At 50.7% G+C, this 16,503-nt stretch carries 16 protein-coding genes; 4 read left to right on the top strand and 12 right to left on the bottom strand.

What is annotated here, in order from left to right:
• Positions 1-945, top strand: a complete 945-nt coding sequence (locus ACLPHM_RS01865; protein ID WP_430219575.1) for a ketopantoate reductase family protein — start codon at positions 1-3, stop codon at positions 943-945.
• 69 nt (positions 946-1,014) lie between these two features.
• Here the strand turns inward: ACLPHM_RS01865 and ACLPHM_RS01860 are convergent, their stop codons facing one another.
• The 7 genes from ACLPHM_RS01860 to ACLPHM_RS01830 all read right to left on the bottom strand — a co-directional run bounded on the left by ACLPHM_RS01860 (position 1,015) and on the right by ACLPHM_RS01830 (position 8,167).
• Positions 1,015-2,637, bottom strand: a complete 1,623-nt coding sequence (locus ACLPHM_RS01860) for an AMP-binding protein (RefSeq protein WP_430219574.1) — start codon at positions 2,635-2,637, stop codon at positions 1,015-1,017.
• A 60-nt stretch (positions 2,638-2,697) separates the two neighbouring features.
• The gene (locus ACLPHM_RS01855; RefSeq protein WP_135865118.1) at positions 2,698-3,423 is read right to left on the bottom strand and encodes an ABC transporter ATP-binding protein; all 726 of its coding nucleotides are present in this window, start codon (positions 3,421-3,423) and stop codon (positions 2,698-2,700) included.
• Entirely contained in the window at positions 3,420-4,184 is a 765-nt protein-coding gene (locus ACLPHM_RS01850) for an ABC transporter ATP-binding protein (protein ID WP_430219573.1), read from the bottom strand. The genes ACLPHM_RS01855 and ACLPHM_RS01850 overlap by 4 nt, the downstream gene beginning before the upstream one ends.
• Positions 4,181-5,167 (bottom strand): branched-chain amino acid ABC transporter permease, encoded by a 987-nt coding sequence (locus tag ACLPHM_RS01845; protein WP_430219572.1) that lies wholly within the window; start codon positions 5,165-5,167, stop codon positions 4,181-4,183. The genes ACLPHM_RS01850 and ACLPHM_RS01845 overlap by 4 nt, the downstream gene beginning before the upstream one ends.
• Positions 5,168-5,178: 11 nt before the next feature.
• Positions 5,179-6,099, bottom strand: coding sequence for a branched-chain amino acid ABC transporter permease (locus ACLPHM_RS01840; RefSeq protein WP_430219571.1), 921 nt, complete (start codon positions 6,097-6,099; stop codon positions 5,179-5,181).
• Positions 6,100-6,114: 15 nt separating this feature from the next.
• Positions 6,115-7,299, bottom strand: a complete 1,185-nt coding sequence (locus ACLPHM_RS01835; protein WP_430219570.1) for an ABC transporter substrate-binding protein — start codon at positions 7,297-7,299, stop codon at positions 6,115-6,117.
• 364 nt (positions 7,300-7,663) lie between these two features.
• On the bottom strand, positions 7,664-8,167 hold the full coding sequence (locus tag ACLPHM_RS01830) for a macro domain-containing protein (protein WP_430219569.1): 504 nt from the start codon (positions 8,165-8,167) through the stop codon (positions 7,664-7,666).
• A gap of 223 nt (positions 8,168-8,390) precedes the next feature.
• On the opposite strand from ACLPHM_RS01830, the gene ACLPHM_RS01825 reads away from it, so the two are divergent.
• Complete coding sequence (locus tag ACLPHM_RS01825; RefSeq protein WP_430219568.1) at positions 8,391-9,230, top strand: PA3715 family protein; 840 nt, start codon at positions 8,391-8,393, stop codon at positions 9,228-9,230.
• A gap of 103 nt (positions 9,231-9,333) precedes the next feature.
• On the opposite strand, the gene ACLPHM_RS01820 is transcribed toward ACLPHM_RS01825, so the two are convergent.
• The 5 genes from ACLPHM_RS01820 to tadA form a co-directional block, all read right to left on the bottom strand.
• Entirely contained in the window at positions 9,334-10,626 is a 1,293-nt protein-coding gene (locus ACLPHM_RS01820; protein ID WP_430219567.1) for an MFS transporter, read from the bottom strand.
• 170 nt (positions 10,627-10,796) lie between these two features.
• Positions 10,797-11,402: an IMPACT family protein gene (locus ACLPHM_RS01815; RefSeq protein WP_430219566.1), complete on the bottom strand. Its 606-nt coding sequence runs from the start codon at positions 11,400-11,402 to the stop codon at positions 10,797-10,799.
• A gap of 10 nt (positions 11,403-11,412) precedes the next feature.
• Positions 11,413-13,014, bottom strand: coding sequence for an ABC-F family ATPase (locus ACLPHM_RS01810; RefSeq protein ID WP_430219565.1), 1,602 nt, complete (start codon positions 13,012-13,014; stop codon positions 11,413-11,415).
• A gap of 90 nt (positions 13,015-13,104) precedes the next feature.
• Positions 13,105-14,049, bottom strand: coding sequence for an LD-carboxypeptidase (locus ACLPHM_RS01805; protein WP_430219564.1), 945 nt, complete (start codon positions 14,047-14,049; stop codon positions 13,105-13,107).
• A gap of 85 nt (positions 14,050-14,134) precedes the next feature.
• The gene (gene tadA, locus ACLPHM_RS01800; RefSeq protein ID WP_430219563.1) at positions 14,135-14,671 is read right to left on the bottom strand and encodes a tRNA adenosine(34) deaminase TadA; all 537 of its coding nucleotides are present in this window, start codon (positions 14,669-14,671) and stop codon (positions 14,135-14,137) included.
• A 125-nt stretch (positions 14,672-14,796) separates the two neighbouring features.
• Here tadA and ACLPHM_RS01795 point away from each other — a divergent pair, with 125 nt between their 5' ends.
• Both ACLPHM_RS01795 and ACLPHM_RS01790 read left to right on the top strand, forming a co-directional pair.
• Entirely contained in the window at positions 14,797-15,735 is a 939-nt protein-coding gene (locus tag ACLPHM_RS01795; protein ID WP_430219562.1) for an ABC transporter ATP-binding protein, read from the top strand.
• Positions 15,732-16,493, top strand: a complete 762-nt coding sequence (locus ACLPHM_RS01790; RefSeq protein WP_135863591.1) for an ABC transporter permease — start codon at positions 15,732-15,734, stop codon at positions 16,491-16,493. Before ACLPHM_RS01795 ends, ACLPHM_RS01790 begins: the two co-directional genes overlap by 4 nt.
• The last annotated feature ends 10 nt before the right edge of the window (positions 16,494-16,503 follow it).

The following is a 16,503-nucleotide window of genomic DNA, read 5'->3' as shown; positions in this document are numbered from 1 at the left end:
ATGAAAATAGCCATTATTGGTGCGGGTGCAATGGGTAGCTTGTTTGGCAGTTTGCTCAGCAAAGTCAGCCAACCCGTACTGTACGATTTAAATACCCAACATGTAGGGGCGATCAAACAGCACGGTTTACGGGTCTCGTACCCAGACCGTGCGGAAACTATTGCCATCCAAGCCGTTTCGGATGCCAATGAATTGGAAGCCATGGATGCGGTCATTTTGTTTGTGAAGCACCCTTATACGCAAAGCGCATTGCGGGATGGCTTGAAAAAAGCCATCACACCCAACACCGTCGTGGTGAGTCTACAAAATGGGCTGGGTAACACCGACCTAATGAAACAGGTACTGAACCCTGCACAAATTGTGTACGGCTTCAGCACCCTCACCAGCGATTTGGTAGAACCTGGCCACATCCACGTGACCTGTGACCTTAGCCTGCACACGGCGATGTGGCCACTGAACCATCAACCTAGTCCTGCCTTACAACGCTTGTGCGAACTGATGAATCAAGCGGGCTTAAACACCAGCATTTCCGCCAATGTAGAGCATGATATTTGGATGAAACTGCTGGTGAATGCTTCGCTAAACAGTTTGTGCGGCATCTTGCAGCAAACTGTAGGGCAAGTGGTAGACACGCCTGAATCACGCCAACTTCTGGACCGTATTGTGTTTGAAACCGCGGACGTCGCCCAAGCTAAGGGCTTAGCGATTTCTAGGACAAAAGCCCTGCAACATGTGCTGCATGTTGCCGAGTTCACGCGTGATCACATTCCATCTATGGCTATCGATATACGTAACCGTAAGCCCACTGAAATCGAAGCCATTAACGGAGCCATCGTCAGACAAGGTCAGCAGTTAAACGTCGCCACACCCGTGACAGAGTTCGCTGCTAACTTAGTACGTAGTCTGCAACAACATTACCCAGCCCCTACCCCTACGTCCCACTAGATTACTTTCTCAGTGCAACAAAAAGCCCATGGTGTTATCCATGGGCTTTTTTGGCTGTCGCTCTACCAATTAGGACACGGTTTCCGCTTCGGTATGCAATCTAAAACGCTGCAACTTCCCTGTAGAGGTACGCGGCAAGGTTTCTACAAACGCCACCTGACGTGGGTATTTGTACGGCACGGCATTTTGCTTAGCGAAGTCTTGTAGTGCCTTCACCATCGCCTCGCCTACGGTATGCCCTGCGCGCAGCACTACAAATGCTTTCACCACTTGACCACGCAGCTCGTCGGCCACACCAACCACCGCACACTCAGCGACCGCAGGGTGCATCAGCAGCACTTCTTCTACCTCTATAGCAGCGATGTTGTAGCCCGCAGAAATGATCAGATCATCCGTACGTGACTGATAGTAGAAATAACCATCTTTATCCATCACATAGGCATCGCCCGTGACGTTCCAGCCGTTTTGTACGTATACCTTTTGTCTATCATCTGCCAAGTAACGGCAACCCACTGGCCCTTTCACAGCCAGTCTACCTACTGTACCGGGTGGCACTTCATTACCGTTATCGTCCAGCACTGCCGCTTGGTAGCCTGGCACCGGTTTGCCCGTTGCGCCTGGGCGCACCGTCGTTTCGTCATGAGAGATGAAAATGTGCAGCATCTCTGTTGCACCAATACCGTCAATCAGTTCTATGCCAGTGGCGTCACGCCATGCAGTACGTGTGGCAATAGGTAGGGACTCGCCTGCCGACACGCATTTACGCAGTGTGCCATTACGTAATAGATCGCCCTGTGCAGACAACACACGGTACGCCGTAGGAGCCGTAAACAAAATGGTGGCACCAAACTCTTGTACCGCTGCTAACAGCGGTTCAGGGGTGCTCTTTTCTAGCAGCACAGTGCTGGCGCCTACGCTCATAGGGAACAGCACCAACCCTCCCAAACCAAAGGTGAACGCCAACGGCGGGCTACCAATAAAGACGTCATCTGCCACTGGCTTCAACACATGCTTTGCCCAACCATTACAAATGGCCATGACATCACGGTGAAAGTGCATGGTGGCTTTAGGAATACCGGTAGTACCCGAGGTAAAGCCAAACAAGCAGCAATCCTCAGAAGCTGCATCCACATTCTCAAAATGTGGTGAGGCTTGTGCCATCAGCGCTTCTAGGCTGTCTGCTGCATCGCTGTGGTAGAACATGATGTGTTTCAGCACCGGCTCTTGCTCTTGCGCTTCTAGCAGCGCTTCAGCCAATGCCGCATCACACAGAGCATGGGTGGATTGCGACACCATAATCACTGGCGTGAGCTCTTTCACACGCAGCAGTGGCATGGTGGTTACAGCAATACCGCCCGCTTTCATGATCGCAAACCAGCATGCCACCAACATGGGGTTATTGGCCGATCGCAACAACACGCGATTACCTGGCACCAAACCCATTTTGTCTACCAATACATTAGCAATGCGATTGGCTTTCTCTTGCAGGTCAGCATAGGTCCATGTCAGACCCTCGGCGCGTATGCAAACGTTATTGCCACGCCCTTCGGCTACGTGTTTATCCAGCAGCTCTGTGGCGCAGTTCAAGCGCTCAGGGAATTGGTACTCCGGTAAATCAAACAGCAGCTCTGGCCACCATTCGCGTGGTGGCAGGTTGTCTCGTGCAAAAGTATCTTGGTGTGCACTGTACATAGGTCTCCTCCGGCTTATCTTTGTCGTTCTGTCATCGCCCTGCCTTGAAACCGCCCCAGCTTATACTCCTAGGTACGTCTTCCAGAGGCTGCGATCACTGTCCAATTCTGCTGACGATCCCTGCCACGCCACGTGCCCCTTTTCTAAAATCACGTGTCGGTCCGCCAGCCTAATTAATCGCTGTACATATTTATCGACGACCAGAATGGTCTGGCCTGCGTCGCGCAACATATCCAAACACCGCCAAATTTCTTCGCGCACTAAGGGGGCCAGCCCTTCGGTAGCTTCATCTAAAATTAGCAGTTTGGGATTGGTGGATAAGGCTCTACCTATGGCCAGCAATTGCTGCTCACCACCGGATAATTGGCTACCCAAGTTGCGATAGCGCTCTTTGAGCCTAGGAAAAATCGAATAGATACGGTCTAGTGTCCAACGGTCTTGCTGACCGCTGCGGTTATCAGCAAAAGCAATCAGGTGCTCTTCAACCGTGAGGTTAGGAAAACACATACGCCCTTCTGGCACGATGGCAATACCACGACGCGCAATGGAGTCGGCTTTAAGGCCGTTAAGCTTTTCACCTGCAAAGTGGATTTCACCGCCTTTGGGTTTCAGCGCACCGATAATGGTTTTGATGGTGGTGCTTTTGCCCATGCCGTTACGCCCTAGCAAAGTCACTACCTCGCCTTCACGTATTTCCAACCCTACGCCGAACAGCACTTGGCTTGCGCCATAGCCGGCTTCCACGTTTTTGCAGGACAGTAAGGTCCCAGTATTGCTGTTACTCATACCATCGCCTCCACTGCATCGTCTTCTGTACCCAAATACACTTCTTGTACTTGCGGGTGATTACGTATTTCGTCAGCCGTGCCAGACGTCAAGATGCGGCCATACACCAGCACAGAAATACGATCAGCCAACTGAAATACGGCATCCATATCGTGCTCAATCAGCAAAATGGTGGTTTCTTTACGCAGTTCACGAATAATGCCCACCATTTGTAGGGAGTCTTCTGGCCCCATACCGGCCATAGGCTCATCCAACAGCAGCAATTTAGGGCGTGACGCCAATGCCAACGCTACATCTAACTTACGCTGCACACCATGTGGCAACGTGCCGGCAATACGATGCAAGTGTTGAGTCAAATCCAGCTTGGCAGCTAATTGCTCAGCATGCTCTTGCAGTAACAGCTCATTAGAACGACGTGACAGAAAACGGAAGCTGGTGCCAGAATGCGCCTGCACGGCCAGCATTAGGTTGTTCAGTACCGTGTCATCACGAAAGATGTTCGTTACTTGGAAACAGCGCGCCATCCCCGCACGTACGCGTAAGTGTGAGGGCATACCTGTAATGTCTTTGCCATCCAATACTGTGCGGCCCTGATCCGCTGGGATCAGCCCTGAAATCAGGTTAACCAAGGTAGATTTACCGGCACCGTTAGGCCCAATCAGCGCATGAATCTCGCCTTTTTCTACTGTTAACGACACATTATCTGTAGCCAGCAAACCGCCAAAGCGTTTCACCACACCTTCGGTTTTAAACAAACTCATGCTGTTTTCCCCTTTGGTTCAAACCAAGCCGCAATACCCTTAGGCGCAACAAAGACCACAAACAACAGCAATAAGCCCATAGGCCAGTGCCAGTAATCGGTGTACATGCGCAGTACCTCTTCCAGCACTAGCCACACGCCCGCACCAATCACGCCACCCCAACGATTCCCCACGCCGCCAATCACTACCATCACGATCAGCACCGCGGAATGCGTCCATAACATGAGCGATGGGCTCACAAAACCGTCGTTGCTGGCTAGCAAACCGCCACACAACCCAGCCACAGCACCCGCGCCCACAAAAGCCACCAAGCGCAGTTTGAATACAGGGAAACCCAATGCGCCCATACGAGTTTCGTTATCGCGTGTGCCTTTTAAGGCGTAACCGTATTTGGATACTTCCAAGCGGCTGTTGAGTGCAAAAATCAAGGCGGCAATCACCAGCACCACACCATAGAAGCCGTAGGACATGTCGTCTAACCAGCCCCCCATGGATAATGGGGTGTAAATGCTATAACCGTCATCGCCCCCAAACACGCGTAGCGACATAGCGAGGTAATGCAGCATCTCGGCAAAAGCCAAGGTGATCATGATGAAGTACACACCACGGGTGCGCAGTGCCACCAAACCTATCAGCAAGGCCACCACACCGGATACCGCTAGCGCCATGAACCATGCGGCCCATGCTGAGCTGTAGCCCGCATCCACACACGCAACGACGGTGTATGCCCCTACACCGATAAAGCCCGCGTGCCCCAACGCCACCAAACCACCGTAGCCCAAAATAAAGTTCAAACTCGTGACCGCCATCATCATGATCAGCAAGCGGTTCACAAAACCAATGTAATAATCCAGCTCTAAGGCTTGCAGCAACCACGGCAACGCCGCTAATACTGCAAACACCAGCCACGGAAAGAGTTTTCCTGCCGTCGTTGCACGCTGAGCTGTGGGTTTAGCCTGTTCCGAAGTCATGGCAATAGTCATGTGTAGTCTCCTCAGGCACGCGCAGGGAACAACCCTGCAGGTTTAAATGTCAGCACAACGGCCATCAGCAGGTACATAGCAATGCCTGCCAACGCGGGTGCCAAATCTGCGGCCAACGCAGGAGAAAGAATTTCACGCAAGATAGGTGGTAAGAATGCACGACCCGATGTGTCCACCAGACCCACGATCATCGAGGCCACAAATGCCCCGCGTACCGAACCAATACCGCCAATCACAATAATCACTAATGCAGGGATCAAGATGGACTCGCCCATCCCTACTTGCACGGCACTAATAGGCCCCATCAATGCACCGGCCAACGCTGCCAAGGCTGCGCCCACCAGAAACACGAACGAGAAAATATGCCCTACTCGCACACCCATGAATTCCGCCATGGAACGGTTAGACGCCCCCGCACGCACCAGCATCCCAATGCGGGTGTGATTCACCAGCACATACAGTGCTACGGCTACCAACAACCCAGCGGCCAACAGCATTAAGCGGTAGGCGGGGTATGGCAAACCAGGAATAAGTTCGATGGGGGTTGCCAGCATCTCTGGCATGGGCGCCATAATAGGCGCCGCACCCCAGATGGCTTTTACCGCATCATCGGCCAGCAAAATAATGCCAAAGGTGGCCAGTACCTGTGCGAGGTGATCGCGTCGATACAAGTGCCGCATGATCAGGAACTCCAACACCCAAGCCACCACCACCGTCGCGGCAATGGCTACGACTAAGGCCACCCACATAGACCCACTGGCCACATGCACGCGTGCTGCCACATAGGCACCCACCATGAACAGAGACCCGTGGGCCAAGTTCATGGTATCCATAATGCCAAAGACTAAGGTCAGACCTGCTGCAATCAGAAACAGCATCAGGCCAAACCCCACTCCATTTAGCAATTGCTCAGTAATGAAGATCCCGTTCATGCTTACCGCCCTTTCTTACATTTTGCATTCAGCAACGTAAGCATCTTGGTGCTGTTCTAGCACCGTACCCACCAGCTTGTTGGTCAAGTTACCGTCACTGTCTTTCTCTACCACACGTACGTAGTAGTTCTGGATGGGGTAATGGTTTTTGCCATAGGTGAAGTCACCGCGTACCGATGCATAGCTAGGGGTTTCCAAGGCTTTTACCAAGGCATCTTTGTCTTGCGCACCACCCGCATCACGTACAGCGGCATCCATCGCCATGATGGTGTCGTAGGCCATAGCGGCATACACCGATGGATAACGGCCATCGTATTTCTCGCGGAAAGCCGCTACGAACTCAGTATTGGCTGGCAGTGGCAGATCATGCGCCCAGTGCGCGGTGTTCTGTACGCCCAGCATGGCATCGCCCACCGCCGGAATAATGTCTTGGTCAGCCGAGAAGCCAGGGGCAATCATCGGAATGTCTTGCAAACCGCCTGCCACATACTGCTTCACAAAGTTAATACCCATGGCGCCGGGCAAGAAGAAAAACACGGCATCCGGTTTCTGGCTACGGATTTGAGCGATCTCTGCGGCGTAGTCAATCTGGCCTACTTTGGTGTAGATCTCGTCGCGAATTTCACCCTCGTACAAGCGTTTAAAACCATTCAGGTGGTCTTTACCTGCCGGGTAGTTAGGCGCAATGATGACCACATTGCTATAACCTTTTTCGTTCGCCAACTTGCCGCCTGCTTCGTCATAGGTATCGTTTTGATATTGACCGAAGAAATACGGGCTACAACGCTCGCCCGCAAACTGGCTAGGGCCTGGGTTGCTGGACAAAAATGGCACTTTGGCACGGAACAAGGCTGGCGCTACCGCCAACGCTGCGTTAGACGGGATAGGCCCGGTAAACAGGTCGATTTTTTCACGCTGCAAATAGCGGTTCACCAACTGTGTGGCTTGCTCGGGGCTGCCGGCGTAGTCAGTTTTAATGAACTCAGCAGGTTTACCACCCAAGGTGCTGCCCAGTTTTTCAATCGCTAAATCAAAACCATCGCGTGCTTCGGCACCCGACGCGGCAAAAGGACCAGAAATATCCAGTGCAATCCCTACCTTGACGGGATCCTCTGCCCACGCTGACATACTGACACCAGCCGCTAACAACGCTACTGTTAGACGGCGAGGAGCAAAGCCCAACCAAACTGATGTATTCATTGATGTCTCCTTATTTTGATTTTTTCCACTACTGGCCAGTCAATGTGGGAATCAATACTTATGCGATGATGGGAAATCCCGCTTGCTCTGCTACTCTTCAAAAGAGCTACGCCTAGCGTGTTACTCTGGCAATGTTTACTTATGTATTATTCATTTCTAAACTAAATATGCGTAATTGGTGAAAGCCCTAATACTTTATTCACATACGCAATATGACAGCCTCCACATAGAAATCGCAGGCATAAAAAAGGGCAGCGAATAATCGCCGCCCTCTTATCGTTTGCATGATGCGTCTTACTTCACAACAGGCATTAGCAACGCTAGCACCATACTCACGACTCACTGCTACAGGTACTTGCTTGCGTCACAGATTTTCGTCTGCTGCCACGCCCTTCTGATACACCTCGTACACAATCACAGGAATTTTTAATTCGCCTAGATACTGTTGAACTAACGGCTTCACATCGCTCCATTCCAGGCCACCTACACCCGTAGCAAGGCGTGGTATTGCAACGCTAGTGATGCCCTCTGCCTGCACGTACTTCGCCAAGTTCTGTAATACATGGCGGACGTTTTCCAAGGTAGCTTTACCAGCTCGAGCAGTTTTGCCATCACCCAAATTGTTCTGAGTTACCAGATTCAATATACGGCGCACACTGCCATCCTCATCCACACCTGCCCATGGCCATACCTCACCGGGGTTAATGGAGTTGGCACGTACAGCATGCCTATAATCACGCACCATAGAAGGCCAGCGTTCACGTAATGCCAAGGCTAAACCACTATCAAATGGATCTTGCGGTGCAATACCGTGTGCGATTAATTGAGCGTGGGTCAGCAGGATGTCCCCTTCAACGTCACGAATCATAAATGCTCCTTTTTGTACAAGGGTGAATAATTTATGCTTTCACTATTACTATGCCTCTAGCCACAGTTTGAGATGTTGATGAGGGTCAAGAGAGTACTAAGCACCCTACACTTCTGCACAGTCTGCGATACCATTGCCAAGCATAGCCACAAATGCTCTAGCAATCAAAAACACAAACCACACGCCCCGTATCGCACTTACTTTGAAACACAGAACTCACGTTATGCTTCCACGTCTATTCGCCCTAACCATTGCAGCCCTCACGCTCTCTGTTTCCTCAGGTGCGGCAATCGCCCAAGAGCGATTCAACGAATGCGGCGAACGAGCCGAACACATCCTACGCGCCCTATACCCACAAGCAGAAAAAGTCTCTGGCACAGATTTCACTATAGAAGGTGCAACCGCCAGAATATCTACTGATAGCTATCTAGGCATGTCGCCCTACGCGATGGTATGCCGACAATGGCCGGCACAGCCCGAGCACCTGTTAGTGGCATTACCGCTGCTTACCGATGAGGGCGATCACTATGCCACCGGCGATCTGGTCGTTGCCGTACTGCACCATGACACCTTGGACCCTGTCGCGCAGCACCGTATTGATGGCCTAATCGACGATGACGCCATTAGCCTAAGCATGCTAGGCATAGACACTGCGCCCTATAGATTGGTAGAAGGCCGCCTAGCCTTTGGGGTGCGCCTGTCACACCGAGGCGCCTCGCGCGTGAACCCGTTTTACCAAACTGGCTTATTTTTATTTAATTTACAAGACACTACGCTACGCCCCCTACTGCTTAACCTTGAAGTAGAACGCCACACTGGCGAATGGGATGGCATATGCAATGGTACCTTTTCTAGCCTGACCCGCACCCTAGCTATAGGCAAGCCCAATCAGCACAAAGGTGCAGAGATTCTGATCACAACCAAAAGCAATAGCTCAGAAGCCAAAGCAGATGCAAACGGTGACTGTAATGAAGCAGAGGTAGAAAACACGACCAGCCGTAGCAAGTTGCAATACGACGGACAACGTTATTCGGTGCCCGCAGGCATGAGAGTGTGGGAGTAAGCCTGCGTGCTGCTAACGCACTACAGCACATACGTTAGCAGTCTCTACGCACAAAAAAAGCGGGGAATGCCCCCGCTTTTTTATTCGCTACAGTAGGTTGTTATTACTGAGCTTTTTGTTCACGTACAGTTGCCACTGCAAACAGTGAAATTACCGCTGTCAGTACGATGTACACCGCAACAGGGGTCCACGAGTTATCGTATTTATCCATCAACCATGTCGCGATCAGTGGTGCTGTACCACCCGCCAACGCTGCACCAATCTGGTAACCCAAAGTGATACCGGTGTAGCGTACACGTGTTGAGAAAATTTCCGAGAACATGGTACCCAGTACCGCTGTAATAGGTGCCCAGATAATACCCAAGCCCACTACTGTCGCGATCAACAACAACGTGGTGCTGCCGCTGTCCAGCATCATGAAGTACGGGAAGGCATATAGACCCATTGCCACAGCGCCCAGCATAAACAGGCGTTTACGGCCTACGTAGTCAGAGCACAAGCCCATCAGCGGAATGCAGATAGTGGTTACCAAAGTAGCAATGGTAACGGCGTTCAGTACGTCAAAACGGTTGAAGTCCAACGCGCCTGTCGCGTAGCTCACTACATACGTAGAGAAGATGTAGAACGGAGCTGTCTCAACCACTTTAGCGCCAATGGCGATCAACACTTCACGACGGTGCGTGGTCAGTGTTTCCATAATAGGCATACGAGAGATATCGCCACTTTCTTTGGCTTTTTTGAAGGCTGGAGTTTCATCAATACCGTTACGAATCCACAAGCCCAAGAATACCAAACCAGCACTGGCAATAAATGGCACACGCCAGCCCCATTTCAGGAAGTCTTCATCTGGCAGCAGGCTCATCAGCGTCATCGCTAACGTAGCCAGCAACATACCAATGGTCACACCCATTTGCGGCACGCTACCGTACAAGCCTTTGCGGTTTTTAGGCGCATATTCGTAGGCCAGCAACAGCGCACCACCCCACTCACCACCAATACCCAAGCCTTGAATTAAGCGCAGCACGATTAGCAAGATCGGCGCCAATATACCGATGTCATCATGGCCAGGCAACAAACCGATTAGTACGGTTGCACCTCCCATCAAGGACAGTGTGATCACCAGCGTACGCTTACGACCAATACGGTCACCGATGTGCGCAAAAATGAAACCACCCAATGGGCGAATGAAAAATGTGAGCGCAAAAGACAGGTATGCCAGCATCAACCCAACGACAGGATCAACCGTGGGGAAAAATACTTTATTGAACACCAACCCTGCGGTAGTGGCATACAAGAAGTAGTCAAACCACTCAATGGAACTACCCGTTAAACTCGCTATAAGTACGCGTTTATGCGAAACCTTTGGCGCTACTGTGGCCTCGTTTTGTTGACTCACTATGTCTCCTTGATATGAATAAGCGTGCGCTTGCAGAAGCTGCCCACTTCTGAAAAATCTAAGCGTATGCTGTCACTGCATTCTGCGCAGCGACAAAAACAACCGAGAGTATAATGAGGTTGCACCTTTTTCACTGATTGGGGTTTACCCTTTATCCCTACAGTGCGTAATTATTCTTCGTCTTCGGGTGCTTTAACTTTTTCAAAGAAGCCTTGTCCACGCGTCATATTGGTGAAGGCATTTTCAAACTCCGACACGTTATCGACGGGTATAGCTAACCGCCACAGCACGCCCTCAGCATCAAAGTCTTCTGTCACGACTTGCACACTGTGCTGCTCAAATCGGGAGCGCACGAGAGCCATATCGCTAAAGCTGCAGGTACAGTCTATTTCGGCCAAGGCGATAATTTCGCGTTTCTCAGCCAGTCGCAAGCATTGCGCTGCGACACCCCCATACGCCCGCACCAAACCGCCTGTGCCAAGCTTTACTCCGCCAAACCAGCGAATCACCAGCACCACGACTTCGTCGCACTGTTGCCCTTCTATGGCCTGCAAAATGGGTTTTCCCGCTGTACCACCGGGCTCACCATCGTCATTAAAACGGTAGTTATTGCCTATTTTGTAGGCCCAGCAGTTGTGTGTAGCATCCAGTACGCTATGCGCTTCTAAGAAACGCATAGCCTCTTCTACTGTGTTAACAGGGGCAGCAATAGCCAAAAATCGGCTACGTTTGATGTCTTCTTCAAACTGATGCACCCCTGTCAAACTGCACAGCATAGTCACTCCGTTAGGAATCCAAACCGCGGTAGGTCAAGTAGTCGTCGTAGTTACCCACGAAGTCTTCGATCTTACCGTCTGGCATCACTTCCAGAATACGCTGTGCCACGCCGCCCACGAACTCACGGTCATGAGAAACCACAATCAAGGTACCAGGGTATTTTTCCAAGGCCATTTGCAAGGACTCGATGGATTCCATGTCCAAGTGGTTGGTAGGCTCGTCCATCAACAATACGTTGTGTCTACCCAGCATCAAGCGACCAAAACTTAAACGGTTTTTCTCACCACCAGACAGTACGTTGACCGACTTGTTGATTTCATCTGCCGAGAACAGCAAACGCCCCAGCACGGAACGCATGGCTTGATCGTCATCCCCTGCTTTACGGAACTCGCTCAACCAATCGAACAAGTTAGCGTCCGTATCAAACTGGTCTGATACGTCCTGCGCCATGTAACCGATATCAGCGTTTTCAGACCAGGTCAGCGTACCGGAATCTGCAGCTAAATCTTGTGCCAACATACGCAGCAAGGTGGTTTTACCCACGCCGTTTGCCCCCACAATCGCAATACGTTCACCGGCTTCTACTGCCAAGTTCAAACGGTTCACGATAGGACGGTCATACGATTTGCTGATCAGTTCCGTTTTCACGGCCAAACGGTGCAACGGTTTGGTTTGCTCAAAGCGAATGTAGGGGTTCTGACGCGAAGACGGTTTTACCTCTACGGTGTCAGATTTAATTTTATCGATCTGCTTGATACGAGCCGTCGCCTGTCTTGCTTTAGACTTGTTCGCCGAGAATCGACGCACAAAGTCTTGCAAGTCAGTAATACGCTCTTTAGCTTTAGCATTGGCATTCAGCTGACGCTCACGCGCTTGGGTAGACGCCAACATGTAGTCGTCGTAGTTACCGGGGTAGACACGCAACTCACCGTAATCCAAGTCAGCCATGTGCGTACATACCTGATTCAGGAAGTGCCTATCGTGACTGATGATAATCATGGTGCTTTGGTAGCTGTTCAGCACGTCTTCCAACCAACGAATAGTATGAATATCCAAGTTGTTGGTAGGTTCGTCTAACAGCAGCACATCAGGGTTTGAGAACAGTGCCTGAGCCAGCAACACACGCAGCTTCCAGCCGGGTGCGATTTGCGACATCAGCATCGTGTGCTGCTCAACGGGGATTTCCAAGCCCAGCAGCAATTCACCCGCACGTGATTCGGCCGTGTAGCCATCAAACTCAGCAAACTGGATTTCTAGATCAGCTGCTTTTAAGTAGTCTTCTTCGGTGGCTTCAGGATCGGCATAAATCGCATCGCGCTCGGCCATCACCCGCCACATTTCGGTGTGGCCCATCAAGACCACATCCAATACGCGTTGGTCTTCAAACGCAAACTGATCCTGACGCAGTTTACCCATACGCAGGCCCGGATCCAGCGTCACGTTACCGGAAGTGGCTTCCAAGTCACCGCCGATAATTTTCATGAACGTAGATTTGCCCGAACCGTTGGCACCAATCAAGCCGTAACGGTTACCGCCGCCGAACTTGACGTTCACATTTTCAAAAAGAGGTTTGGCACCAAATTGGATGGTGAGATTTGCAGTGGAGATCACGCTATTGTAATTCGCTAAAAACTAAAACCTTCAAGTGTAGCAAGGGCTGTGACAAAGCACAGCCCATACACTCCCCGAACGAGCACGCATTTAGTCGTGGTTGTGCTCGTCTATTAATAAGTACGCCATGTCGTCTTCCCATGCCACACCCACCTGTTTGCCTACTGGCAACGTAGCTTTTACTTCGGTGTGACCATAGGGTAAGCCAGTAATAATTGGCGTTTTAGTGTTGGCACGTAACCACTGAATAACGGCATCTAGATCAAAACCTCTATCGTCGTCACTCAGTTTGTAATGGCTAAAGTTACCCAACAAGATGGCATGCTGTTTATCTAGCACGCCGGCATACAGCAACTGGCTCAGCATACGTTCAATGCGATATGGGTGTTCACTCACATCTTCAATAAACAAAATGCCATTTTCTACGTTAGGGAAATAAGGTGTGCCCATCAACGAGCACAGCATGGCCAAATTCCCGCCCCACAATACCCCGCGTTCATCGACTGGATCTGAACCAAAAGACTCAAAGCTCAGTACTTCCAACTCATGACGCATGGTTTCCGCAAATAAATCAGCGGTTAAATCGTCTACTTCTTCGGCACCAAAATCAAATGCAGCGCAAGGGCCTGCATAGCTGATCGCGCCTGTTTGCGCCAACAAGGCCAAGTTAAAGGCCGTGAAATCACTGTGTCCCACATAACGTTTGCCACTGTCAGCAATGGCCTTCCAGTTAATGTGTGGCAGCAGTCTGGACATGCCGTACCCACCACGACTGGCCAGAATAATGTTCTGCTCTACATGAATAGAGCGCTCAATAGCGGCCAAACGCTGCTCATCTGTGCCGGCAAAACGCTGATGGCGAGCCAAAGCATCTTGGTCTATGACCGTCTCAAAACCTAGTGTTTTCAAGCACTGCGTGGCACGTTCCAACTGCACTGGGTCTTTCACTGCGCTGGAAGGTGAAATCACATATACCGCATCGTGCTCATGGTTATGCTCACTGCAGGTACAAGAATGGTGATGATGCTGGCTCATGGTTTGGCTGACTCACACAAATTTAACTGAAACAAGATAGTGCACCCCTCCTGCTCTCGCAGACAAGGCGCATCTATAAGCAGATTTAGGCGTTTTCGCTATCTTTAGGACTTTCACTGTCGCACAACTTGCGTTGCGCTTTTTGTTGAGCGCGTCGCTCTTTGAAGAAACGGCGCAGCAGATCGGCTGCTTCGGTTTCTCGCAGACCTTGCTCAACCGTAGTCTGATGATTCAACTGGGTATGCTGCTGCAAACATAACACGCTGCCGCATGCTCCTGTTTTAGGGTCCGTAGCGGCAAAAACCACTCTGCCCACTCGCGCGTGCAGCATGGCCCCCATACACATCACACAGGGCTCTAGGGTGACGTACACACTAGCGCCTGGCAAGCGGTAATTATCAACATGACTGGCAGCGGCCCGCAATGCCACTACTTCGGCATGTGCGGTAGGGTCTGGCGTGGTAATCGTACGATTATACCCCTCGCCGATGATTTGGCCTTGTGTATCTACCACCACAGCCCCTACAGGCACCTCTCCGCACGCCCACGCTTGCATAGCCAGCTCTAGCGCCCTATCCATATAGCGTTGCTCTGCTTCAGCACTGAAGATTTGCAGATCCACCTGTTACCACCTTACCTAATCAGCCAAATCCCCTATCACCACTTTGCTACTACGTCGCATCGTGTGTGGGGCACGTATACTAGAGGTCATTCCCATTTTTGGTGTTCACATTCATGCCAAACTCCATGAACACATCTGATTCAACCGTCATACAGATTGAGGGCCTATCTAAGCGCTATACCAATGGCTTTCAAGCGCTGGATAATGTCAGCCTAAATATTCAACGAGGCGAGATTTTTGCCTTGTTAGGCCCAAATGGTGCCGGCAAAACCACCTTGATCAGCATTATATGCGGACTGGTAAACGCCAGTCACGGTTCTGTGACTATTGATGGTTTTGACTACAAACGACAATACCGACAAGCACGCTCACGCATAGGCTTAGTTCCGCAAGAAATTGGGGCCGAAAGCTTTGAAAATGTCCTGAACAGCGTCAGCTTTAGCCGCGGCTTATTTGGTAAAGCCCCTAACCCAGGACTGATAGAAAAAATTCTCAAAAGCCTAAGCCTCTGGGACAAGCGTCTTAACCCACAAATTGCGCTATCAGGCGGCATGAAGCGCCGTGTGCTCATCGCTAAAGCCTTATCGCATGAACCCGCTATTTTGTTTTTAGACGAGCCTACCGCCGGTGTGGATGTCAGCCTACGCCAAGATATGTGGGCATTGGTGCGCCAACTGCGTGATCAGGGTGTCACCATTATTCTTACCACCCACTACATCGAAGAAGCTGAAGACTTGGCTGACCGTGTGGGGATTATTCAAGGTGGCAAACTGCTACTCGTCGAGGACAAGCAGCAATTAATGCAAAAGTTTGGTGAAAAAACCATGCGTTTGCAATTACAAAGCCCTATTACGGCCCTGCCCGACGACCTCGCCGATTTAGGTTTGGTGCTAGCCGAAGACGGCATGGCTTTGTTGTATCACTATAAAACTGATGATGCCGATCTGAGTATCGCCAATATTCTCAAGGCCATAGAACTGCACCATATTTCTGTTCAAGATATAGACACACACCGCAGCTCATTAGAAGAAATCTTTGTCAGCCTCATGGAGAAACCCGCATGAACCTGCGTGCTTTATTCGCTATTTATAAGTTTGAAATGGCACGTACACGACGCACATTGCTGCAAAGTATTATTGCCCCTGTCATTTCTACAGCCCTGTATTTTGTCGTGTTTGGTGCCGCTATTGGCCCACGTATACACGAAGTACAAGGCGTCAGTTACGGCTCGTTTATTGTGCCGGGTTTGGTGATGTTATCGGTGCTGACGCACAGTGTATCTAATGCTTCATTTGGGATCTATTTCCCCCGATTTTCGCGCACCATTTACGAAATCTTATCGGCTCCAGTCTCTTACACAGAGATCACATTAGGCTTTGTGGGGGCTGCGGCGACCAAATCTATTATCTTGGCCACTATCATTTTGATTACCGCCAAGATATTTGTACCTTTTCACGTAGAGCATCCGTTTTGGATGGTGGCCTTTTTATTGCTCACTGCCATGACATTTAGCCTATTGGGCTTTATCGTGGGCTTATGGGCAGACAACTTTGAAAAACTACAACTGGTACCCATGCTGATTATTACCCCGCTGACTTTCCTAGGGGGTAGTTTCTATACCGTAGATATGCTGCCTAGTTTCTGGCAAAACGTCAGCCTACTGAACCCTGTGCTGTATTTAGTAAGCGGGTTCAGATGGAGCTTTTATGGTGTGGCAGATGTGAATGTGGCATTAAGCCTGGGCATGACCTGCTTATTCATGTTGTTGTGTGTCGCCGTCATTGCCCAGATTTTCCGTACTGGCTATCGTTTACGCCCCTAAAGGCGTAAAC

The organism is Paenalcaligenes sp. Me131 (genome assembly GCF_050487225.1).
GTDB lineage: Bacteria > Pseudomonadota > Gammaproteobacteria > Burkholderiales > Burkholderiaceae_B > Paenalcaligenes.
Note: the sequence above shows the minus strand (reverse complement) of the source record. Positions and strands in the feature narration are given on the sequence as shown.